Raw genomic sequence first — 22,708 nt, forward strand, 5'->3', positions numbered from 1 at the left:
AGGGGTTACGCTATGCGGCGGGTGTTTAAGGAAAGTTGAAGTACGTGGGGTGGTCAGCGGGAATGGGGGGCAAAATTGGGTCGCTGGGGCGGGTTGTTCAATGAGTTGTGGGATTAGGGTTTACGGTGGGTGTGTTGGTATGGTGAACGGATTTGTGTCGTCATCAATTGCCGACCGGAATGCCGCTTGAACTTCCTGGCTTTGTCCGACAAGTGAATTCTACTCGAGTAGCCGTCGCACGCCGGCCTAACCGTTCGCCATTGGGCCGATGCTTTTCGAACCAGGGAACCGGCTAGAGGAATTTAAAACGCATTGGGTGCAGCGGCCGATCAGGAACGCGCCAGTCTGGATTGCCACCGCATTGTCCGCCTACGGCAGTATCCTCGCCCGGAACGCAACCGTCATCTCCTGTTTCAGATCTTCTGCAGAGAACGGCTTGGATATGACAGGGCAGCCGGCATATTCCTGAGGCAGGCTGGCGCTTCCGTAACCTGTGCTGAACATGAAGGGGATCCCCCGCTTGCGCAGGATCTCGGCGACCGGGAAGCTCGGCTGGCCGGCCAGGTTGACATCGAGGACGGCCAGATCGAACTCGCCGCCGGCGGCGGCGGCGCATGCTTCGGGCAGCCGCGCGACCGATGCCGCAATTCTGCAGCCGAGGTCTTCGAGCATGTCTTCGATCAGCAGTGCCACGACGCCCTCATCCTCAACGACAAGCACCTTGAGGTCGGAAAATTCACCCATCTGTCGATCCGCGCAACGGGATCGAGATCCTGCAGCTGACGCCGGCGGGTTCATAGGCGAGGTCGATTGCGCCGCCGAGATCCCGTTCGATGCAGCGCTCCATCAGGCGGCTGCCGACGCCGCGTCGTGTCGGTGCCTCCACCCTCGGGCCTCCCTGCTCCTGCCAATCGAGAAGCAACTCCCGTCCGGACCGGGTTTCATCAGCCAGGTGCCAGTTCAGCGAAAGCGTGCCTGTATTGGATGACAGGGCTCCGTGTTTGATGGCGTTCGTCGCGAGTTCGTTGAGAACCACCGTCAGGCTGAGCGCCGTCCGAGGATCGAGATCGGCCGAAGGGCCGGCGATCGTCACGCGGCTTGCCGCCCCTTCCACAAGCGGCATCAGCACCTCGCCGGCAAGGCCATCCAGCGGCGTGTCCTTCCAGTGCCGCTTCGTCAGCAAATCATGGGCCCGCGACAGAGCAAGAACGCGCGTTTCGAACCGATGCAGGAAATCGTCCAGATTATCCGCATGCCGCGCCGTCTGCCCCGCCAGCGACTGCACTGTCACAAGCGTATTTTTGACCCGGTGATTGAGTTCGTCGATCAGCAGCTTCTGCCGGCTCTCGGCCTGCTTGCGCTCGGAAATGTCGACGAGCATGTTGATCGCGCCGACCAGCTTGCCGTCGGCATCGTGGAGCGGCGTCGGATAGGGTGTGAACGGCACCCGGCTACCGTCGGGTCGTTCGGCGATCGCTTCGGCCCCGCGGACCGGGCGGTCTTCTTTCAGCGCGATGGCCATCGGGCACTGGTCATGCGGTAGAGGCGTTCCATCCGTGTTGTACAGACGCCAGGTGACGCACCACATATCGCCGGGTTGAGGCAAGCGGCCTGACATTTCGACTGCCGCCTTGTTGTAGAAGGTGATGCGGCCTTCGGCGTCGGTTGTATAAACGGCCGCTGGCAAAGCTTCCAGAAGGTCGCGCATGCGTTGTTCGCTGGCGCGGATTTGGTCTTCCATCTGCTTTGCCGCGGTGACGTCCTGGATTACCCGCACGCCATAACGGAAATGACCGGTTTGATCGCGCACAGACGAGCTATGAACGTCAAGGTAAATCGTCTGCCCATCCGGCGTCGTCGAGCGTTTTCGGAAGGAATAGCTGTCCAACTCGCCACGCACCTGGCGCTCGTAAAGCGCGCCATCCTCGTCCCTACCGCTTTCGTGGGTATAATCGAAGAAGCTCATGCTGAGCAGTTCCTCGCGCGACCGCTTCAACATCTTGCAGAGGGCGTCGTTCACCCGCAGAAGCCGGCCGGCGGCATCCGCTTCCGCAATCCCGATCGTCGCCGCATTATATGTTGCCGCCAGCCGCTCCTCGCTTTCGCGCCGAGCACTTTCGGCCTCGTAAAGATCGGTCACATCGGTCGTGAAGCAGCGGGTACTGACGAATTTGCCGTCCTGGAGGCGGCTGTTCGAAGTAATCAGCACATGCTTGACCGACCCGTCCTTTGCCCGCAGCCGCGCGGGATAGCGGTCCAGCTTCTCGCCGCATGACAATCTCTGAAGGATATCTCCGATGACAGGCGCATCGGCGTGAAACTCGGCTATGTGGCGGCCGACATATTCGTCGGCGCTGTAGCCGAGCAGAGCAAGCTCAGCCTTGTTGGCGCGGCGGATGATGCCGTCACCGCTGACGATATGAAGGCCAACCGCGCTGTTTTCGAAGAAGTCCTCGAGCTCCACGATCTTGCGGCGCACCTCTTCCTCGGCCGCTTTATGCGCCGAGATGTCCTGGAAGCAATTGATCGCACCCTGGATATTTCCCTGGTGATCTCTGAGCGCGCGAATGTTCACCAGTGCGGGAAAACGAAAACCATCCGGCCGCTCGATGATGACTTCGGCATTGTGCGCGGACGTGCCCAGCGAAACGGCGGCCGCCATCGGGCAATCGCCATGCGGCAAGGGCGCGCCGTCGGGCAGAAAAAGGCGGTAAGATCCGCAGAAACGGTCGTGCTTCCCATCGAGCGCCGGCGCGCGCCCCCAAAGCTCGGCAGCCTCCGAGTTGTAGCGCACCAGCCAGCCTTCATGGTCGCAGACGTAGACGGCGCCAGGCATGGCATCAAGCACGCTCGGCGCCAGACTGAGAAGGGCCTCGAATTCACTCAGCTTTCGTGAGGCGGTCGCAGGGAATTCTTCTACATTCGACATCAAACGTCCTAACTCAATGCCTCCGCCAGCCTTCAGCTATCGCAGACAGGAACAGCAGCGGGATATTGAGAGTCCGCCCTGCATGACTCCACAACGGGTCAACGGCCATAAACGCGTGACTCGGGGATTGGTTTCCACGACAGGCGAAGATTTATTCAGTGTGGCGCCAACGACCCAGGCAGCCCCTCCGAAATCCCTGTCGGCCGAAGCCGCCGCCGAACTGGCTATCTAGCCGCCATGATCCTGAGCCGCGAACCCGCTCGGGATCACAGTTTCCACTTGACCCGCTATCATTGGTAGTCGGGAAGGCTGACCTTCCTGGCGTATCAAGCCAAGTCCGAAAGACTTCGTAAGTCACCGCGCCCGAAGCGATCCCCTTGACCATTCTGCGGCAAAGTTCCCTGGCCGTTTCGATTTGTAGCAGTTCATCTTGTGCTTGGTGGGCGGCTTTGCGCTCACAGCTGGTATTGGTACGTCAGGTCGATCAAACGGCTTCGACTTTCAGCGAAGATTTAGGGCCCAAATTCTACTGGGCCGATCGAGGAGCTGATGATAATTGCGTATTGATGAAGCCGAGAGAAGTTCTCGTACGCCTTGCCTCTTTCGTGTTGGCGACCTCTGCTTTGTTGATCTTCTTGGTTTTAGGTTTGACGCGAGTTATTTAGCCTCACTTCGGTTGCAGACTGTAGCGCTTGAGAATTGTTCCAGGTCATAAACCATTGCGTTATCCTGCCCGCGCAGCCCCTGGATGAGGGGAATCACTGGGATGTCGATCTTGCTAAGAAGTTTGTCGCTACTGGTTGGAATAACATTGGCTGTACCAGCCTTTGGCGATTGCTTAACCGCTAAACAAACCAATCAGGGCGTGCTGCTGACCAGAGAAACGCCCTTTTATTCCGTATTCTATAAGCCGGAGGGCGTGGGTCTCACCGAACAACGGCTGATGGAGCGCGACGGTTCACTGCAGCCGGTCTCGGCTGTATATTTGCACCCATTGCTCGTCGAAAAGAGAGTGAGCGCCAGCGGCACGCATGAGCTGAAATACGCGAATGCGATTGCGTTAGACGATCTCCCACAGAAGAAGAACTGGCAATCCGCCACCACGCTTTTCATCAATGGCAAAAAATCTGTTTCGGGCACGACTTTTATCCGGTTCGACGGCTTGGGAGAGGAAACTATTGCATCTTGTTCCTACAAAGTTTGGGCCATCAACAGCCGTCTGAAACTGACGAAATTACCTCCGATTATTTTCGAACACTACTATTCCCCCGAGCTTCATCTCGTTCTTCGTTCGGTAAGGCTAAGCCCCTCCAACCGGCCGTTGAGCGAGGTTCGATTTGATCGGTTCCAAGTTGGCTGGGGCAACTAGGGCTATTGTTTCCCTCTATCAACCGGAGCCTAGCGCAACCCATTAAATGGCGGCTTTCGGGCTTGACCAACGGCTCGTCGGACGGCCGGAATGGAGGCGCAAAGCAGCCTTGTCTCTCAATAAAGAGATAGCTCTGAGCCATCAGTTGCTGCCGGTTGATATCGGCGAATTGCATCCGATCCCAAACGCGCGCAACACCTTTCTTCCCCTCCGCCTTCCCCTCACCCCTCCAACTCCACAATCGCACACCCATACCCCCCAAGCTCCAGCCTCCCCGCCACCTTCTTCTCCCCATCCAGCAGATCCCGCCCGGCAGGCACCCCACCCACCGTCACAGCCTGATCCATATAATTCTGCACGAACAGCAGCCGCCGCTCGTCGTTCATCCGCATCGTCACCTCCACGCCCTCGGGCAGCCCGCCGACCAGCGGTTCGATGCCCGCCGGCGCAAACAGCCGCTCCGTCAGCGCCTCGGTCAGCTTAGGCGTCAGATACGTCCCGAGATAGACCACCTGCCCCTTGCCCACCTTGCGGGAGGTCGCCATCGGCTGGCCCTCGGCGTAGCGGTTGGACCAGGCGGCGATCACCTCGACGTCGGGGGCGATGGTAAGGTTTTCGTAGAAATGGCCGGCGGCCATTTCGCGGTTGCCGATCTTGAAGCGGCGGACGCGGCGGTGGCTTTCGGCCGGTTTGTTTGGCGGGATGACGAGGCCGCCGGAGCGCTCCATCACGTCGAACAGGCCGTTGGCGCCGGGGGCTGCGAGACGGCCGAAATCTTCGACGCGCACGCCGGTCAGCTTCGAAAGAGCGGTGCCGGGCGCGGTTTCGCGAATGACGTGGTTGTCCTCAGTGCGGGTGCCGGTGCGAGCGCCGATGACGACGGTGCCGCCTGCTGCGGCGAAGGCTTCGAGCCTCGCCGTCCATTCGTCCTTCCACATCACCCAATGGGGCACATAGAAGAGCTTCAGTTTGGAAAGATCGTCCTCCGGATGGATGAAGCCGCAGGCGATGCCGCGGTCGTAACAATGCTGATGCAGCAGGATCGCATCGTCCTGCGGACTCGGCAGGCCGATCGGATAGGTCTTGTGGGCTTCCTGATTGTCGAAATCGGAGCCGGCGATGCCGACATCCATGCGCACATAGGTGCCGAGGATCTTGTTTTTCAGCGCCGTCATCTCGGTCGCGAAGCGCCTAGCCTCCTCATAGCGATGGCGGCCGATATCGTCATGGTCGATGATGCCCATCCAATAGATCTCGGCGCCGAAATGGGCGGGCCGCCAGCGGAAGAACATCAGGCCGTCAGCACCATGAGCAACGGAGGAGAGCGCCATGCGGCGCAGCTCGCCCGGCTCCGGCGTCAGCGTGCAGAAGCCCGGCTGGCTGCCGAAGCCCGATTGCTGCTCGGGCACAATGTAATTGCCGGAAAAGCCGCGGCAGATATCGAGGTGCAGCGCCTGCACCTTGGCGTGGTTGCCGAGCCGCATGAACTCGTCATAGAGCATCGGATAGATGTCGTAGCCGACGAAATCGAGATCCTTGCTGAACTGGCCGCGGAAATCTATATCCCTCAAGCCGCCGAGATTGTGGAAGACGAACCAGGAGGATTTCACCGCCCTGAGGATCTCGACCTGATCGTGCTGGAAGCGCGCGGTGGAGAAGGCGAGGAAGCGGTGATAATCCTGCAGATGGCCGGGGCTCGGGAAGGTCGGGCCGAATTCGATCGGCAGCACCACCTGGTCGAAACTGTCATAGGCCGTCGCCCAGAAATCGCCGCCCCAGGCGGCGTTGAGCTTTGATATCTCGCGGTATTTATCGGCGAGGAACAGCTGGAATTCGCTGAGCGTCGCCTGGGAAAAGCTCTCCGGCATGCTAGTGTTCAGCTCATTGTCGGCCTGCCAGCCGACGACATGCGGATTGCCGCGATAATGCTCGGCCATCGCCCTGGTGATGCGCTTGCTGTGCTCGCGGAAGACCGGGCTTGCCGTGTCGCAATGCTGGCGCGAGCCATGGCTCATCGGCCGGCCCTTGCCGTCGACCCTTAAAATTTCAGGGTGCGCCGCTGTCAGCCAGCGCGGCGGTGTGGCCGTCGGCGTGCACATGATCGTATCGATGCCGTGGCGCCCGAGGATTGCTATGGCGCGGTCGAAGAGATCGAAATCATAGGTGCCGAGCTTCGGCTCTAGAATGTGCCAGGCGAATTCGGCCATGCGCACGACGTTGAAGCCGGCTTTGGCCATGCGCTCGGCATCGCGCTCCCAATAGCTTTCGTCGACATGTTCGGGATAATGCGGCACACCGACGAGGAAGCGGTCGGTCTGGACGGTGTTCCATGCGGAGAGGGTCTTGTCGGACACGGGCGGTTCTTTCCTGATTACTTGTCGAGAATGGTCTTGCGGGCGCTGATCGTGCGGCCGCCGTCGGGGGAGAAGAGATAGAGCTCGTTCGCATCGAGCTTCAGCGCCACCTTCTGCCCGGCCGCAAAGGGCGCGACGTAGGAGAGCTGCGCGGTGATATTGCCGGTGCCGCTTTCCGACGCGATGGTGCGGAGATTGCCGGCATCGACATAGAGAATGGTCTCGCGGCCGAGATGCTCGACGAGGCGGACCTCGCCATGCATGGCCCCGCCCTCGCTGCCCTCGGCGACAACAGAGATCGCCTCCGGGCGCACGCCGAGCGTGAGAGCCGCGCCTTTCGAGAGCGCCGTCGGCTGGGCGAGCTCCACGGTCAGCGGCGAAAGGCCGGGCGCCGAAACGGTGACATCCAGGCCGGAGACGGCGTCGAGGGTAACGCCGAGGAAATTCATTCTGGGCGCGCCGAGGAAGCCGGCGACGAAGAGGTTGTCGGGGTTGCGGTAGAGCGCCAGCGGCGAGCCTATCTGCTCGATGATCCCCTTGTTCAACACGACGATGCGGCTTGCCATGGTCATCGCCTCCACCTGGTCGTGGGTGACATAAACCATGGTGGCGCCGAGCTCGGCATGCAGGCTGCTGAGTTCGACGCGCATCTGGGTTCTGAGCGCCGCATCGAGGTTCGACAGCGGCTCGTCGAACAGGAAAACCTCGGGCGAGCGGGTGATCGCCCGGCCGATCGCCACGCGCTGCCGCTGGCCGCCGGAAAGCTGCTTCGGCCGCTTGTCGAGCTGGTCATCGATCCGGAGGATCTTGGCGGCGCGGGCGACCGCCGCGTCGATCTCGGCCTTCGGGCGCTTGGCCATGCGGAGGCCAAAGCCCATGTTTTCGGCCACCGTCATGTGCGGATAAAGCGCATAGGATTGGAAGACCATGGCGATGCCGCGGTCACCCGGCTCCTGCCGCGTCACATCGCGGCCGTTGATCACGATCTGGCCGGATGAGATGGTCTCCAGCCCGGCGATGGATTTCAACAGCGTGGACTTGCCGCAGCCGGACGGGCCGACCATGACGATGAACTCGCCTTGCGCGACCGAAAGATCGATGCCGCGCAGCGCATGATAGGCGCCGTAATTCTTGTTGATCTCTCGCAGTTCGAGACTGGTCATATCCTGGCCCTCTCTTGTTGAAACGGAAGACGCCGGCTCATCCCTTCACCGCGCCCATGGTGAGGCCGGCGATGAAGTGCCGCTGCATCAGGAAGAACATGATGACGGGCGGCACGGCGACGATGATCGTGCCTGCCGAAACCAGGTTCCAGGCCGAGACCCATTCGCCGCGCAGATTGGCAAGGCCAGCAGTGACCGGCTTGACGCTGTCGCTGACGGTCAGCACCACGGCCCAGAAATAATCGTTCCAGACGAAGGTGAAGATCAGGATGGCAAGGGCGGCGAGCGCCGGCCGCACCAGCGGGATCACTACATGGATCAGCGTCTGGAACGGCGAGGCGCCCTCGGCGCGGGCCGCCTGGAACAGCTCATCCGGCAATGCGGCAATGAAATTGCGCATGAAGAGTGTCGCAAACCCCGTCTGAAAGGCGACATGGAAGATGATCAGCGCCACGGTGGTATCGATCAGGTCGAGTCGCACCATCAGGTCGCGCACCGGGATCATCATGATCTGGTGCGGCAGGAAATTGCCGCCGACGAAGAGCGCGAAGATCAGCATGTTGCCGGGAAAGCGGTAGCGCGACAGCACGAAGCCCGCGAGCGTCGACAGCACCAGCACGCCGATCACGGAAGGGATGGTGATGATCAGGCTGTTCAGGAAATAGCGCGCCATCGGCGTGTCGGTGAACACGGCCCGGTAATTGTCGATGAGGCCGATCTCGGTCGGCCAGCCCCAGAGATTGCCGCCCATCACGTCCGCCGTCGAGCGGAAGGACGTGAGGATGATCGCAAAGAGCGGGCAGAGCCAGAGGATGAGCACGATGACGACGGCAGACACATAGAACCGGCGCTGCCAGATCGCGCTTTCGGGAATGGGACGAGGATACATCAGCCTCCCCTCTCTTCGCTGCGGATGATGTGGGTGAGATACCAGGCGATGAAGACGGCCATGATCACGAAAAGCACCGAGGCGATCGCCGCGCCGTAGCCGAAGCGGTAGGAGAAGATCGACTGCTCGTACATCTGGTAGGCAAGCACCGAGGAAGAGCCGAACGGCCCGCCCGCCGTCATAACCGAGATCATGTCGAAGGAGCGCAGCGCACCGACGACGGTGACGGCAATGGCGATGAAGGTGACCTGCGTCAGCTGCGGCAGCACGATGTGGCGCAGCATGTTCCAGCCCCTCGCCCCATCGACGCGCCCCGCCCCGATCAGCTCTTCGCTCAGATTGTTGAGGCCGGCGAGATAGAGCACCATGCAGAAGGTGATCTGCGGCCAGAGGGCTGCGATGACGATCGCGAAAGTGACGAAATGTTCGTCGGAAAGCACGGCCGGCGCCACCGCCCCGAAGGCCCTGAAGATTAGCGCCAGCAGCCCGAACTCCGGCGTATAGACCCAGGTGAAGACGACGCCGACGGTCACCGACGCCAGCACCAGCGGAATGAAGAACAGCGACTTCAGGAAGCGCATGCCTGCAATCTTCTGGTTGACCAAGAGCGCAATGGCGAGCCCGATCGGCGGCGCGGCCATGAACATCACGAGCCAGATCAGGTTGTTCTTCAGCGACACGTAGAATTGCGGATCGCTGTAGAGCTCGACGTAATTGCCGAGCCCAATCCACACCATCGGCCCGAACCCGTCCCACTCGTGAAAACTGATCCACACACTCCTGACCGCCGAGAGCAGGATGACGGTGAAGAACAGCGCGATCGCAGGCGCGATAAGCAAAGTCGGGGTAAGCCACCAACGCTGGCGGCGCCATAATGTCTGCATGTCGAGAACCTTGTTTAGGATAAGAGCAAGCGGTGAAGCTTGCCCTTCATCCGGTTGCCGCCCCCTTCTCCCCGTAAACGGGGCGAAGGGGAAACGCCGCAACCTCTCCGTCCCTCGCCAACATCTCGCAGGGCACGTCCCCTCTCCCCGCAAGCGGAGAGGGTTAGGGTGAGGGGCAAACCTCAAAACACGCCAGCCTCAGATCTTATAAATTCGCTTCCGCGTCCCCTCGAGCCGCGTCAGGATCGCCTTGCGCCGGTCGGGCTTGGCCATGAATTCCTGGAAGCCGACGAGGCCGGCCTGGGCCATGTCGGGGTCGCTGTCGCGGTCGTAATATTGCGAGGTGCCCTGCACCGTCTTCATCGTCTCGACGGCGACGTTGACGAGCGGATCCTTGCTCGGCGGCAGGTCGTGACGCGGCGGCACGTTGCCGCCCGGCTCCAGATAGGCTGCCAAATTCTCCGGCCTGTAGAAATAGGCGAGGAAATCGCGCGCGCCCTGCTTGTTCTTCGCCTTGGCGGGAATGTGGATCGAATTGACCGAGAACTCCTCGAAATGGCCGACCTTGGCGTCGAGCACCGGGAAGGTGGCATAGGCGAGCTGCGGCAAATCCGCTTCAGTGAAGGCCGAACGCAGGAAGGCGCCGAGGTTCATCATGCCGGCCTTCTTCTGCGCCAGAAGTGCGGCGGCCTCCTGCCAACCGAAGGAGGTGTGGTTTGGCGTGAAGAAGCCCTTTGATATCATCGCCTCCCACTGGTCGAAGACGGCAGTCAGCGACGGATCGAGATAGCTCATCTCGCCGTTCATCAGCGCCATGTGCTTGTCGAGCCCGTTGATGCGCAGGTTCATCTGGTCGAACCAGCCGGCCGCCGGCCACAATTCCTTGGTGCCGATCGCGATCGGCGTGATGCCGGCCGCCTTGCACTTGTCGCCATAGGCCATGAAGTCCTCGGCGGTCTTCGGCACTGTAAGGCCATGCTGCTCGAACACATCCTTGCGATAGAACATGCCCCAGAGCGTGCCGCCCGTGGGAAGTCCATATTGCTTGCCGTCCTCGGTGACGGCGCCGGCCGTCGCACCCAGCACGTCCTTGTATTTTTCCTTCTCGAACAGGTCGGAAATATCGTCGAACAGGCCGCGCTTGACGAAGGCACGCATGCGGTTGCCCGAGAACCAGGAGCAGACATCCGGCGCGCCCGCGACGAGATAGTTGCGGATCGCCGTCTTGTGCGCCTCGTGATCCATGTTGTTGATGACGACGTTGACGCCGGATTCCTTGGTGAAGCCCGCCGCGATCGCTTTCAGCGCGTCGAGTGCCGCACCGTTGTTTTCGGCCGAGATCATCGTAACCTCCTGCGCCTGCGCGATCGCCGGGATCGGAAGGCCGCCGACCGCCGCACCGGTGACCGCGGCCGCGGAAACAGCGCCCGCCCCTTTCAGGAAGCTTCTGCGGGTGGTTTCGGGAAATTGCTTCGAAAATGCCATTGAATTCCTCCCAGTTGATCGATCAACACCGCCCGTCTCAAGCGGCCCCCTCCCTGGAACGCGCTCGATCAGGCATTCAACGCGCCGTTCGCCCTGCGATGCCTGGCGTACAATCGCCCCGGCTTCAGTTGATCGGCGGGCGAACTTATGCATAGATTGAGCGAGCCCGCAATAATTAATTTACAAAATTAAGGAATGCATCGTGAAGCTGAAAGGCGACCAGACCACGGCGAGAGCCATGAACCGACGCCTCATCCTCAACCTTCTCAGACGCGAAGGGCCGAGGAGCCGCGCCGATATCGCCACCGTCATCGGCCTCTCCCCGGCCGCCGTCACCTTCGTCGTCGCCGACCTTCTGGAGGAAGGCATCGTCACCGAGGGCAAGGCCGTGCCCGGCCCCGCCGGCCGCCGGCCGATCCCCGTCGAGATCAACTACGAGCACTCGCTCGCGCTCGGCTTCAAGCTGATGGTGGATTCGGTGGAATGCGTGGCGACCGATCTCGCCACCAATCCCGTTGCCGCCATGCGCGTCGGCCTGGAGGGCCACGATCCCCATTATGTCGCCGATCTCCTGGCCGGCACCGTGCCCGCGCTGGTCAAGCTCGCCGGCCGGCCGAAGGCCAAGCTCGCCGGCATCGGCATCTCCATGCCCGGTGTCATCAACCACGAGCAGACGGCCTGCGTACGCAGCCACCGTTTCCGATGGGACAACGTTCCGCTCGCCTCGCTGGTGGCCGCCCGCGTCCACGTGCCGGTCTGGCTGGAGGACGATACCAACGCCTACGCCATCGCCCAGCAGCTCTTCGGCCTCGGCCGCCAGCACCGCAACATGGCGGTGCTCGCCGTCGGCGTCGGCATCAGCTGCGCCCTCGTCATCGACGGCAAGCTCTATCGCGGCGCCAATGGCGCTGCCGGCAAATTCGGCCACACGCTGTTCGAGGAAGGCGGCCGCCTCTGCGAATGCGGCAAGCGCGGCTGCCTGATGGCCTACCACTCCGAACTGTCGATGCTGCGCCGCTGGCGCGAAACGACCGGCCGCGAGGACCTCGGCCTCCCCGAACTCCGCACCGCCCTCGCCTCAGGCGATGCCACCGCCCTCACCCTCGTCGGAGATTCCGGCCGCGGCATCGGCACGGCGCTCGCCAACCTCGTCAACATCACCGACCCCGAAGTGATTGTCGCCGGCGGCGAAGCCGTCTCCCTCGGCGACGCCTTCCTCACGCCCCTGCGCGAAGCCCTCACCGCCCGCACCTTCCGCACCGCACCGCCGCTGCTGCCCGACTGGGAGGACAACTCCTGGGCCCGGGGAGCGGCGGCCCTGGTGACGCAGAAGATATTTGATTTCGAGTCATCCGGCGGGGTGACGGATATAGCGACGCTGGGCGTCAGAGGCTCGACGTCGGCGGCTTGAAGTGCGGCAGAACGGCAGATTGTCTATCGGACGGTGTGCGGCACCCGCTCTTCCCTGCCGGGCATCTCCCCCACAAGGGGGAGATCGGCAAGTGGGATTTCGCGCCCACTCGCCACATGGACTTTCAGCTTGCCCGCCCCTTCGTCCGACTTAGGGACGTTACATGGCCGCGCTGCCTATTGCTGCTGTTGCGACTGCGCCGGCGGCGGTGTTCCGATCTTGTCCAGGACCTTCTTGGCCAGGGCCGGGTCGCTCTGCGCGGCCGTCAGGATCGAGGAATATTCCTCGACCGAGATGTCGTTGGAGGACTGGACGGTTTCGACCATCTCCTTCTTGGCCTCTTCCTGCAGCTTTTGCTTTGCTGCCTGATCCTTCGTTGCGTCGATCTTGGCCGAATATTGCTGCCGGACCTTATCGACCTGCAGGTAGGCGACGGCAAAGGCTTCGAGTTTTTGATCGCTGACGGCCGCCGGCGCAGCCGTGCCGCCGCTCTGCCCCTGCATCGGCGCCTGGCCCTGCGCGGCCGGCTGCTGTTGCGCTTGCGCCATCTCGACAGCCGAAGCCGGGCTGAACGCCAGCAGGCTGAAGACCGCAGCGGTCATCATTGCAACAGGTGTGTAACGAGTGATCATATTCGTTCCTTTTTCACGTGCGTGATTTGACGGCAGCAAGACCGCCTCGGTCGATCGCTCGGCCGCTGAAAAGGCCGGCGAGGTCGCGACGATGAAGCCTGAAAAGGGCACGATGCGGCGGTAACAGGGCTATTTACTGACGATTGAGCGGCGGCTTTGTGACCAACGGAGGCCGGCCCAGCCCTACCGCGCAAACTTCCTCGCCCCCGCCACGCACAGAATTACGGCGATCGTTACAGCCAGCATGCTCCACGTCACCGTCTCACGCAGCAGGGTGGCGGCGAGCGAAAGGCCGAAGAAGGGCTGGAGCAGCTGCAACTGGCCGACGGCGGCGATGCCGCCCTGGGAGAGGCCACGATACCAGAAGATGAAGCCGATCAGCATGGAGAACAGCGAGACATAGGCAAGGCCGACGAGCGCCGGGGTTTCGATGCCGGCAAAACTCGCCGGACGGTATAGAAGGGCGGCCGTGACCATCAGCGGCAGCGACAGCACTAGCGCCCAGGAAATCACCTGCCAGCCGCCCAGCGTGCGCGACAGCCTGCCGCCTTCGGCGTAACCGAGACCGCAGACAAGGACAGCCGCCAGCATCAGGACGTCGCCGACCGGCGATGCGGTCACCCCTTGCGCCAAGGCAAAGCCCGCCACCAGCGCACTGCCGAGAATGGAAAAGAGCCAGAAGGCCGGCTTTGGCCGCTCGCCGGCGCGGATGACGCCGAAGGTCGCGGTTGCCAGCGGCAGAAGGCCAATGAAGACGATGGAATGGGCCGAGGTGACATGCTGCAGTGCCAGCGCCGTCAGCAGCGGAAAGCCCACCACGACGCCGAGTGCGACAACGAAGAGCGAGACGATATCGCGCCCTGACGGCCGTTTCTCACGAAAGATGATCAGCAGGCAGAGCGCCAATGCCCCGGCGATCGCCGCGCGCGCGACGGTCAGGAACACGGGATCAAACTGCGCCACTGCGACGCGCGTTGCCGGCAGCGAGCCGCTGAAGATCACCACGCCGACCAAGCCGTTGATCCATCCTGCCGTCATGCGTTCCATTATGCACTCTTCCTTCCTGATGCATGCCGTCCAAAGCACCCTCAGCTTTGGACGGCATGTATGAAAACAACCACCTAAGGCGCGTCACTTGAATCAAATTCGCAGCGAGGGGCTTCAGCCTTTATCGATCAGGACGGATGGCCAGGACAGTGACAGTCTGATACGATTTCAACAAACTGTTATGGTTCGAAAAGCAGTACAGATGGGCGAAGAACTGGCAGGACGCACACGCGTCGAGATGGTCATGGCAACGATCCGGCAGCGCATTGCCGGCCGCAGCCTGACGCCCGGCGCAAGGCTGCCGTCGGTGCGGGGATTGGCGGCGACGTTGAAGCTGTCGACGTCGACCGTGGTCGATGCCTATGAGCGCCTGGTTGCCGAAGGCGCGATCCTGGCGAGACCAGGCTCCGGCTTCTATGTCGCCAACCAGGCAGCACCCTTTGCGCTTGCGGAGGCCGGGCCGAAGCTCGATCGCGCCGTCGATCCGTTCTGGATATCGCGGCAATCGCTGGAGGCCGGCGAGAGTGACCTGAAACCCGGCTGCGGCTGGCTGCCGCCCTCCTGGCTGCCCGGCGAAGCCATGCGCCGCGGGCTCAGAACGCTTGCCCGCGCCGACGGGCCGGCGCTTGCTGACTACGGTTCGCCCCTCGGCCTGCCGCCGCTGCGCCAGCTGATTTCGCGGCGCATGGGCGAACGCGGCATCGAAGCCTCCCCCGACCAGATCATGCTGGCGGATTCCGGCACGCAGGCAATCGATCTGCTCTGCCGCTTCCTGTTAGAACCCGGCGATACCGTGCTGGTCGACGACCCCTGCTATTTCAATTTCCATGCCCTGCTGCGCGCCCATCGGGCAAAGATCGTCGGCGTGCCCTACACACCGCACGGTCCCGATATCGAGCTGTTTGCGCAAGTCGTCGCTGAACACCGGCCGCGCCTCTACATCACCAATTCCGCCATCCACAATCCCACCGGTGCAACGCTGTCCCCGGTGACGGCACACCGGCTTCTGAAACTCGCCGACCAGTTCGACCTCGTCATCATCGAGGACGATATCTTCGCCGATTTCGAATACACCCCGGCGCCCCGCCTTGCCGTTTTCGACGGGCTCGAGCGGGTCATCCATATCGGCAGCTTTTCGAAGACGCTCTCAGCCTCGGCCCGCTGCGGCTTTATCGCCGCCAAACCGGAATGGGTCGACGGACTGACCGATCTCAAGATCGCCACCGCCTTCGGCGGCGGCCGGCTGACGGCGGAACTGGTGCTGAACGTCTTGAACGACGGCAGCTACCGCAAACACATGGAGACGCTGAGACAGCGGCTTTCCCGGGCGATGGGCGAGGTCTCGGCCCGGCTAAAAGGGTTGGGGATAATGCCCTGGCTGGAGCCGCCGGCCGGGATGTTCCTCTGGTGCCGGCTGCCCGACGGCGTCGATGCGGCCGACGTGGCGCGGGCCGCGCTGGAAAGGAAGATCGTGCTTGCCCCCGGCAATGCTTTCAGCCTGTCGCAATCGGCGACGAATTTCATGCGGTTCAATGTGTCGCAGATGTTGGATCGGCGGGTGTTCGAGGTGCTGGAGGAGGTATTGGGGAGGCTGAGGAAGTGAGAGAGAACACGCTCGCCGTTGCCGCACGGCACCCCTTCGTCCTCATCTCGTCAACGCCACACCTCAAAACGACCGATTGACCGCCGTGTCGTTCTCCAGCCGCGTCACGCAGCCTTCGAGCTTGGCGAGCAGCAGGTCGAAATCGAGCGGCTTCGTCAGGTAGTCCGCCGCCCCGGCCCGCAGGCCGGCGAGCGTATTTTCCCGGTCGGTCAGCGCCGTCAGCAGGATGAAGGGGATGTTGGAGAGCTCTGGGTGGTTGATCTGGATTTCCGCCAGAAGCTGGTGCCCGTGCATGACAGGCATGGAAATATCGCTGATGACGATGTCCGGCCATTTCGACAGTATCATTTCCAGGCCTTCGGCGCCGTTCGAGGCCTTTGCGCCCGCGCGTCACTCTTCGATGCGGTAAAATGCAATCCTTCGAGCCGCGCATAATGGGCGACGCTTTCGACTCGCCTTTCCATCGAGGAACTTGACCGAGACGGCGATGAACTCCTGGCCGGCCTCGATTTGCATCCTTGTCTAGCTCGGCAGAATGGGGCGCGTGCTTATTATCGCCGGCCGGTTGCCGATCATGATCGTGCGGACCCTGGCGAACTGACCAAGCGGTTCGGCGCCGGGCTTTTTGCTCTCGAGGAGAGCAGCCCGCATCTCGCCCGCCAGCGCCGTCATCTCCTGGCCGTTGTCGCTGCCGAGGCGCGGCGGCATAGTGTCCGTTCCATCGCGAACGGCAAACATCAGGCGATTGGTATCGTCAAAGACGTAGGTTCTGTCGTGCCCGAAATATTGGCTCGTCCAGCGGCCGACATTGTCAAGCAGCCATTCATGGTTCCGCTGCTTGGCATAAAGGAAGGCGTCGTCCCATTTGGTGACACTTTCCTGTTCCCGGGGAAGCGCATTGATCTGCGCTTCCAATCCTTGGGTGACGAAGTCGGCCTGCCGGCGCAAATAGAGATCATCGACCTTCACCGCGGCGAGCCACGCAAATCCGCACAACAATACGGCCATCGTGCAGGTGAGCGTCACCAGGACGAGCGTGATGTGCGATGCCCGCAATCTTTTGATGGCATTTACTACGCGACGTTGACACGCAAAAGTTGACGGACGATGAATTGCGCTCGTCACCAAGCTTCAGCCTGGCCATGGAAGATCACCCTTGCTTGCGCTCCGGCCCAGCCGCAATGGTACCCTCCGGCGTAATCGAAGGAGAAGAACATGGACGCAGGAGCGTCACCTGATATGTCGGGCATCAGAATCGAAGCGATCACTGCAGCCCATATCGACAGCTTTCATCGCACGCTCGACATCGTCGCACGGGAGAAAAAATACCTGTCGATGACCGAAGCAACGCCACTGCCGCAGACACGCGAGTTCGTGATGGGTATGATTGCAAAAGGCAATCCGCAATTCGTTGCCGTCACTTGTGAAGAGGTCGTCGGCTGGTGCGACATCAGCCGGCATTTTTTCCCATCGCACGCCCACCGCGGAAACCTCGGAATGGGAATCCTTCCCGCCTATCGCGGCCAGGGTCTGGGACGGCGGCTGATGGAGACGACATTAAGAGCCGCACAAAAGACCGGTTTTCGCCAGAGTCGAACTCGATGTTTACGAAGACAACAGCCGGGCGATCGCTCTTTACGAAAAATTGGGCTTCGTGCGCGAGGGCATAATCCGGCGCGCTGCACGCATCGACGGCCGGTTCATCGATGCGATCGGCATGGCGCTTTTGTTCGATGAGGATGGGTCGGCATAAAAAAGGCAGGCGCACCGGCACCGGAGAATGCAAGGAGCAGCGTTGCGGCGTGCTTCGAGGCTCAGCCCGATGGCTGCGCACCTCAGCATGAGGAAGGTCGGGGATGCCGCGCTGCAATTGCGGGCATATAAGGATGCGGGAGGTGTCCTCACTTACCCCGGCCGGCGCACAGCCCGGATTTTACCGCTGCCGCCTCCGCCGCAGAAGAAGCGATTGGCGCCGTCGGATTCGAGGCCGGAGACGCCGGTGCCTTCCGGCATATCAAGCCGCTCCAGCACTTCGCCGGTTTCCGGATCGATGCGCCTGACGTCGCTGTCGTCGCCCTCCCACGTGCCATGCCAGAGCTGCCCGTCGATCCAGGTGACGCCTGTCACGACGCGGTTGGACTCGATGGTGCGCAGGATCTTGCCGGTCTCTGGATCGATCTGGTGGATCCTGCGCCCGCGATGCTGGCCCACCCAGAGCGTGCCCTCGGCCCAGGCAAGACCGGAATCGCCGCCATTGCCGGGTGCGGGGATGGTGGAAAGGATGCGGCCGGTCTTCGGATCGATCTTGTGAATGACGTCCTCGGCGATCTGATAGAGGAATTCGCCGTCGAAAGCCGTTCCGGCATGGGAGGCGACCTCGATCGAGCGCACCACCTCGCCGCTTTCCGGATCGAGCGCGTTCAGCCTGTCGCCGGAGGCGAACCAGACGTGCCGGCCGTCGAAAGTGACGCCATTGACGCGCTCGGCGCCGGGAAACGGCCCGTATTCACGCAGGATATTCGCTGCTGATTTTTTCATCGCTTCCTTCCCTCCAGTTCGGCTCATCCTAATCGGTTAGCAGTGGCCCGGGGAGTAACAAGATCGTCGGGAAACCCGGCAGCGGCGGGCTCATCCAGCGCCGTGCACGACCGCGCCCGAGCGACTGCACCCTGCCTTCGCCGGCAAGGGCATCCAGCGCACGCTGCACGGTGCGGGGGCTGGCCGCAAGCGCGATCGCCAGGGCCGAGCTCGACCACGCCTCGCCATCGGCCAGGAATGCGAGCACGGCCCCATGCTGACCTTCGACCAGCGGCGCCAGCACTGCGATATCGCCGGCGGCGCGTGGCGAAAGGGCAAAACCGCGCTTCGTCGCCGAGACCTCCGCCAGTCCGGCAAGTGCTGCGCGCAGCCGGCCGATCTCGACGCGCAGCCGGGCGCGATGTGATTCATCGGCATGTTTGCCACGAAAGGCACGCGCGATGAGCGTACCCCTTGCCACATCCGCCGGCCAGGCTTCGGCGAGCGTACGGGCGAGTGCAAACAGCACCGGCCGCGTCGCCAGCGAAACGGCATTGCCCGCGCTCCAGACCACATGACGGCAGGCATCGACGACGAGCGTGCGGGAGGAAAGCAGGGCTTCCACCTCCGCAAGCCGCAGCGAACGCTCCTGCCCGCGCGAAACCAGCCGTGCCGCCGGGGTCGCGAGCACCAGCGCGGCGGCTTCGACCTCCCGGGTCAAAGCGGGGATATCGGCCGTGCGCGCGGCAAGCCTCGCCCGGTCGAAGGCAGATCGTGCCGCCTCGGTTCGCAGACGCCGGACGGCAATTCCTGATACCACCAGCTCGTGGGCGGCCCGCAAAGCCGGCGGCAGCGGCGTCGGATCGAGCGCTGCGAGCGCGCGTTCTGCCTCGTCGAGGCGGCCGATCAGCACCAACCTGCGGATGGCGACATTGCCCGCATGGGCGGCGTTGACCCTGTCGCCATGCGCCTCCAGCACTTTGCGCGCCGCGTCCAGCGCCTTGACCGGCCAGGTCAGATCGCGCGAGACAAGCGCGATCTCGGCCTCGGCGACCACGCAGCGCGCCCGCGCCACAGCCTCCCGCGGACCGAAGGCGCGCGCCGCATTCTTCAAGAGCGCCTTGGCGCGCGCGAGATCGCCGAGCTGCGCCATGGCGATGCCTCGCAATGCCAGCGCCGGCGGGTCGTCGCGCAGCGCCACCCGCTTCAGTGCGCCCAGTGCATCGCCCGATGCCAGCGCCAGCGCCGCGGCCGTGATCAGCGAGTCCATTCAAATCCCGTCACACTTGTCACTCCCGCCATTCCCCTGTCCGGCCGTAATCTGCTCGGCGCCGGCAGACAATCCGCGCCGGATGGTACGACGACAGACAGGCAAAGGAGAAGACCCATGACGGCACAGCTGAATGCAACGCGCGAGCAATGGCTGGCAGCAAGGCTCGATCTGCTCGAGGAGGAGAAGGAACTGACCCGCCGAAGCGACGCGCTGGCCCTGAAGCGCCAGCAATTGCCCCGCGTCAGGATAGAAAAGGAATATCGCTTCCACACCGAAAGCGGCGATGCCTCGCTGAAGCATCTCTTCGGCGGGCGCTCGCAACTTCTCGTCTACCACTTCATGTTCGGACCGGATTACAGCGCCGGCTGCCCCTCCTGCTCCTCGATCGCCGACGGCTTCAACGGTTTCTTCGTCCATCTCGAAAATCACGACGTCGCCTTCTGGGCCGTTTCGCGCGCGCCGCTTGCAAAACTTCTGGCGTTCCGACAGCGCATGGACTGGCGCTTCCCCTGGGCATCCTCCGGCGGCAGCGATTTCAACAGCGATTTCGGCGTCTGGTTCAGCGACGAGCAGCAGCGGCTGGGCGGCGTGGAATATAATTACCGCCGCGAACCGCCCGCCCCCGAACCGATGCCCAGCCGGAACATTGAGGAATGGCAGCAACGCGGCAGTGACGAGCCGATCACGCAAATCGCCGCCATGACCGGCACCGATGTGCCTACCTATGTCCGCGACCGGCCGGGCGTCAGCGCCTTCGAGCTCATCGACGGCGCCGTCTACCACAGCTATTCCAGTTATGCGCGCGGATTGGATGGCCTCTGGGGCGTGTACCAATGGCTCGATCGCGCGCCGAAGGGTCGCAACGAAACCGGCATCTGGTGGCGCCATCACGACCGCTACGGCAAGGAGTGACGGTGATGCTGCTCTCTGGCCACAGCTCGAAAAGCGGCAGCGAACACGCTGCGCCAGGCGGCGGAGCCGCCTTCAATCCAGCCGAATGGCTGTCTGTATCGGCCGCCGCCGACGGAGCGGCCGGCAGACCGGGCGAATCCGCCCGGAGTTTGCCCGCCGCCGACTGGCTGTCGCTTGCTGCTGCGCCGACCTTCGCAATCATGGCATTACTGACGGCCGCGACCGGCAGTACTGACACGATCTGCGTGAGCGCGCCCGATACCTTCCCGATCGGCGGAATGGTGCCGATGTATCTGCTGATGAGCGGCTTTCACCTGGCGCCTTGGCTGCGGCTTGTCGCACGTTGGCAGCGCGTGAGCCGGAGGTAATGGATCAGCTTCACTCCATACGGTCCTGACCGATCCTTCAAGACGACTGAAAAGTCCCTGCCCGATATCACCGACATCAGGCTGCCGAACCCGCTTGACCTGAAGCTGTTCGAAAAGACGTGTTTCTTGAAAAACGGAAAGATGGCCTTCGCCGCGGCGCTTTAGGAAACTGCGTTGCCCCGGTCGCAGGTCTCACGCCTGACCCGCGACCGGGTGTTTGCCGGCGGAACAGTTCGCACCTCCGGCGTGAACGCAAGAGGGTGGAACTTGCTCCGCTGAGCCCGATTAATCATAGTGCCGGCATGAGCGGATACGATAGCCCTTTCGAGTATTATGGTCGATGTCGCTAGCCGTAGAGCTCGCCACCGTGGCCTGACGCCCCGACGATGGACCGGAGAGAGACCGAGGGAAGGCTCGGCAACAGGCATATGATAGCGCCGATGCACCGCGCCTCAGTTCCGATTGTCATGCAACCCGAAACTGTGCAATGACCTGTCGACCCCAGACACAACGGATCAAGGTGCGTATCAGCATGAAGAAGATCGGATTCCTTTCGTTCGGGCACTGGACGCCCTCGCCGCAATCGCAGACCCGCTCGGCGGGCGACGCGCTGCTGCAGTCGATCGATCTTGCCGTCGCCGCTGAAGAGATCGGTGCCGACGGCGCCTATTTTCGCGTACACCACTTCGCCCGGCAGCTGGCCTCGCCCTTCCCGCTCCTGGCAGCCGTCGGTGCTAAGACCAGCCGGATCGAGATCGGCACGGCCGTCATCGACATGCGCTACGAGAATCCGCTCTATATGGCCGAGGATGCGGGTGCCGCCGATCTGATCGCCGGCGGTCGGCTGCAGCTCGGCGTCAGCCGCGGTTCGCCCGAGCAGGTGATCGATGGCTGGCGCCATTTCGGCTATGCCCCGCAGGAAGGTCAGGACGAGGCCGAAATGGCGCGGCGCCACGCGGAAGTCTTCCTTGAGGTGCTGCGCGGCGAAGGCTTTGCCAAGCCGAACCCGCGGCCGATGTTTCCCAACCCGCCCGGTCTCCTGCGTCTCGAACCGCATTCGGAGGGTCTGCGCGAGCGGATCTGGTGGGGCGCCAGCTCCAACGCCACCGCCGTCTGGGCGGCAAAGCTCGGCATGAACCTGCAGAGTTCGACGCTGAAGGACGACGAGACGGGAGAGCCGTTCCACGTCCAGCAGGCCGATCAGATCCGCGCTTACCGCGAGGCCTGGAAGGCCGCCGGTCACACCCGCCAGCCGCGCGTCTCGGTCAGCCGCAGCATCTTCGCGCTGGTCGACGAGCGCGACCGCGCCTATTTCGGCTATGGCGGCGACGAAGGCGACAAGATCGGCTTCATCGACGAGAAGACTCGGGCAATCTTCGGCCGCAGCTACGCCGCCGAGCCCGATGTACTGATCAAGCAGCTCGCCGAAGACGAGGCGATCGCCGAGGCCGACACGCTGCTGCTCACCGTCCCCAACCAGCTCGGCGTCGAATATAATGCGCATGTCATCGATGCGATCCTGACCCACGTCGCACCGGCGCTCGGCTGGCGGTGAGAGAACTTAAGACGGCCGCGATAGCGGCTTAGTGGACGAGCGATGATGCGAGGGCGGGCCGTTGCCCACCCTCTGCCCATCTCCCGGCAAGGAGGGAGATTGCAAGAGGTTCGGCCATCCGTCCCTTTTTCCGTAGCGAACGAACTATGCGGCAGTTGTTTGGGAAAAACCAACGCGCCCAGCCGATCTCCCCTTGTTGGGGAGATGCCCGGCAGGGCAGAGCGGGTGTTATACGGCCCGCCCTCTCTTAACCTGTGCCCCACGTACCCATAGCGGCCGCGCCGGAGAGCGCATCTGCCATCCCACCGCCGCGTGAA

17 protein-coding genes and 4 pseudogenes are annotated in these 22,708 nt (G+C 62.7%); 8 read left to right on the forward strand and 13 right to left on the reverse strand.

Features of this window, described 5'->3' with window-relative positions; genetic code table 11:
• Positions 1–369 precede the first annotated feature (369 nt).
• Together GGI60_RS02090 and GGI60_RS02095 are read right to left on the reverse strand one after the other, a co-directional pair.
• Positions 370–744: a response regulator gene (locus GGI60_RS02090; RefSeq protein ID WP_183913010.1), complete on the reverse strand. Its 375-nt coding sequence runs from the start codon at positions 742–744 to the stop codon at positions 370–372.
• A complete protein-coding gene (locus GGI60_RS02095) occupies positions 737–2,929 on the reverse strand; it encodes a PAS domain S-box protein (protein WP_183913008.1) in 2,193 nt (730 codons plus the stop codon). Before GGI60_RS02095 ends, GGI60_RS02090 begins: the two co-directional genes overlap by 8 nt.
• 766 nt (positions 2,930–3,695) lie before the next feature.
• Between GGI60_RS02095 and GGI60_RS02100 the strand changes: the two genes are divergently transcribed.
• On the forward strand, positions 3,696–4,298 hold the full coding sequence (locus GGI60_RS02100; RefSeq protein WP_183913006.1) for a hypothetical protein: 603 nt from the start codon (positions 3,696–3,698) through the stop codon (positions 4,296–4,298).
• 221 nt (positions 4,299–4,519) lie between these two features.
• Here the strand turns inward: GGI60_RS02100 and GGI60_RS02105 are convergent, their stop codons facing one another.
• From GGI60_RS02105 to GGI60_RS02125, 5 genes are all read right to left on the reverse strand, one after another.
• Positions 4,520–6,652, reverse strand: a complete 2,133-nt coding sequence (locus GGI60_RS02105) for a beta-galactosidase (RefSeq protein ID WP_183913004.1) — start codon at positions 6,650–6,652, stop codon at positions 4,520–4,522.
• Between the two features lie 17 nt (positions 6,653–6,669).
• Complete coding sequence (locus GGI60_RS02110) at positions 6,670–7,815, reverse strand: ABC transporter ATP-binding protein (RefSeq protein ID WP_183913002.1); 1,146 nt, start codon at positions 7,813–7,815, stop codon at positions 6,670–6,672.
• A 37-nt stretch (positions 7,816–7,852) separates the two neighbouring features.
• Complete coding sequence (locus tag GGI60_RS02115) at positions 7,853–8,704, reverse strand: carbohydrate ABC transporter permease (protein WP_183913000.1); 852 nt, start codon at positions 8,702–8,704, stop codon at positions 7,853–7,855.
• The gene (locus tag GGI60_RS02120; RefSeq protein WP_183912998.1) at positions 8,704–9,588 is read right to left on the reverse strand and encodes a carbohydrate ABC transporter permease; all 885 of its coding nucleotides are present in this window, start codon (positions 9,586–9,588) and stop codon (positions 8,704–8,706) included. Before GGI60_RS02120 ends, GGI60_RS02115 begins: the two co-directional genes overlap by 1 nt.
• Positions 9,589–9,786: 198 nt before the next feature.
• Positions 9,787–11,073: an ABC transporter substrate-binding protein gene (locus GGI60_RS02125; protein WP_183912997.1), complete on the reverse strand. Its 1,287-nt coding sequence runs from the start codon at positions 11,071–11,073 to the stop codon at positions 9,787–9,789.
• 202 nt (positions 11,074–11,275) lie between these two features.
• Here GGI60_RS02125 and GGI60_RS02130 point away from each other — a divergent pair, with 202 nt between their 5' ends.
• Complete coding sequence (locus tag GGI60_RS02130; protein WP_183912995.1) at positions 11,276–12,484, forward strand: ROK family protein; 1,209 nt, start codon at positions 11,276–11,278, stop codon at positions 12,482–12,484.
• A gap of 176 nt (positions 12,485–12,660) precedes the next feature.
• Here the strand turns inward: GGI60_RS02130 and GGI60_RS02135 are convergent, their stop codons facing one another.
• Together GGI60_RS02135 and GGI60_RS02140 are read right to left on the reverse strand one after the other, a co-directional pair.
• Positions 12,661–13,116: a DUF4168 domain-containing protein gene (locus tag GGI60_RS02135; protein ID WP_183912993.1), complete on the reverse strand. Its 456-nt coding sequence runs from the start codon at positions 13,114–13,116 to the stop codon at positions 12,661–12,663.
• A 183-nt stretch (positions 13,117–13,299) separates the two neighbouring features.
• On the reverse strand, positions 13,300–14,163 hold the full coding sequence (locus GGI60_RS02140; protein WP_183912991.1) for a DMT family transporter: 864 nt from the start codon (positions 14,161–14,163) through the stop codon (positions 13,300–13,302).
• 181 nt (positions 14,164–14,344) lie between these two features.
• Between GGI60_RS02140 and GGI60_RS02145 the strand changes: the two genes are divergently transcribed.
• On the forward strand, positions 14,345–15,766 hold the full coding sequence (locus tag GGI60_RS02145) for a PLP-dependent aminotransferase family protein (RefSeq protein WP_183912989.1): 1,422 nt from the start codon (positions 14,345–14,347) through the stop codon (positions 15,764–15,766).
• Between the two features lie 63 nt (positions 15,767–15,829).
• On the opposite strand, the pseudogene GGI60_RS02150 reads toward GGI60_RS02145, so the two are convergent.
• Both GGI60_RS02150 and GGI60_RS02155 read right to left on the reverse strand, forming a co-directional pair.
• Positions 15,830–16,144 (reverse strand): annotated as a pseudogene (locus tag GGI60_RS02150) (PleD family two-component system response regulator); the annotation flags it as partial.
• Positions 16,138–16,860: pseudogene (locus tag GGI60_RS02155) on the reverse strand (CHASE4 domain-containing protein); the annotation flags it as partial. The pseudogenes GGI60_RS02155 and GGI60_RS02150, both read right to left, overlap by 7 nt.
• Positions 16,861–16,981: 121 nt before the next feature.
• Here GGI60_RS02155 and GGI60_RS02160 point away from each other — a divergent pair.
• A pseudogene (locus GGI60_RS02160) lies at positions 16,982–17,519 on the forward strand (N-acetyltransferase family protein).
• 152 nt (positions 17,520–17,671) lie between these two features.
• Here GGI60_RS02160 and GGI60_RS02165 read toward each other — a convergent pair.
• Positions 17,672–18,304 (reverse strand): PQQ-binding-like beta-propeller repeat protein, encoded by a 633-nt coding sequence (locus GGI60_RS02165; RefSeq protein WP_183912987.1) that lies wholly within the window; start codon positions 18,302–18,304, stop codon positions 17,672–17,674.
• 28 nt (positions 18,305–18,332) lie between these two features.
• Entirely contained in the window at positions 18,333–19,553 is a 1,221-nt protein-coding gene (locus GGI60_RS02170; RefSeq protein ID WP_183912985.1) for a helix-turn-helix domain-containing protein, read from the reverse strand.
• A 117-nt stretch (positions 19,554–19,670) separates the two neighbouring features.
• Here GGI60_RS02170 and GGI60_RS02175 point away from each other — a divergent pair, with 117 nt between their 5' ends.
• From GGI60_RS02175 to GGI60_RS02185, 4 genes and pseudogenes are all read left to right on the forward strand, one after another.
• The gene (locus GGI60_RS02175; protein WP_183912983.1) at positions 19,671–20,468 is read left to right on the forward strand and encodes a DUF899 domain-containing protein; all 798 of its coding nucleotides are present in this window, start codon (positions 19,671–19,673) and stop codon (positions 20,466–20,468) included.
• Between the two features lie 5 nt (positions 20,469–20,473).
• Positions 20,474–20,836 (forward strand): hypothetical protein, encoded by a 363-nt coding sequence (locus GGI60_RS02180; protein WP_183912982.1) that lies wholly within the window; start codon positions 20,474–20,476, stop codon positions 20,834–20,836.
• A gap of 27 nt (positions 20,837–20,863) precedes the next feature.
• Positions 20,864–21,001: pseudogene (locus GGI60_RS31835) on the forward strand (DNA helicase); the annotation flags it as partial.
• 367 nt (positions 21,002–21,368) lie between these two features.
• Entirely contained in the window at positions 21,369–22,391 is a 1,023-nt protein-coding gene (locus GGI60_RS02185) for an LLM class flavin-dependent oxidoreductase (protein WP_183912980.1), read from the forward strand.
• Positions 22,392–22,708 lie beyond the last annotated feature (317 nt).

This window comes from Rhizobium lentis, assembly GCF_014200175.1.
Lineage (GTDB): Bacteria > Pseudomonadota > Alphaproteobacteria > Rhizobiales > Rhizobiaceae > Rhizobium > Rhizobium mulingense.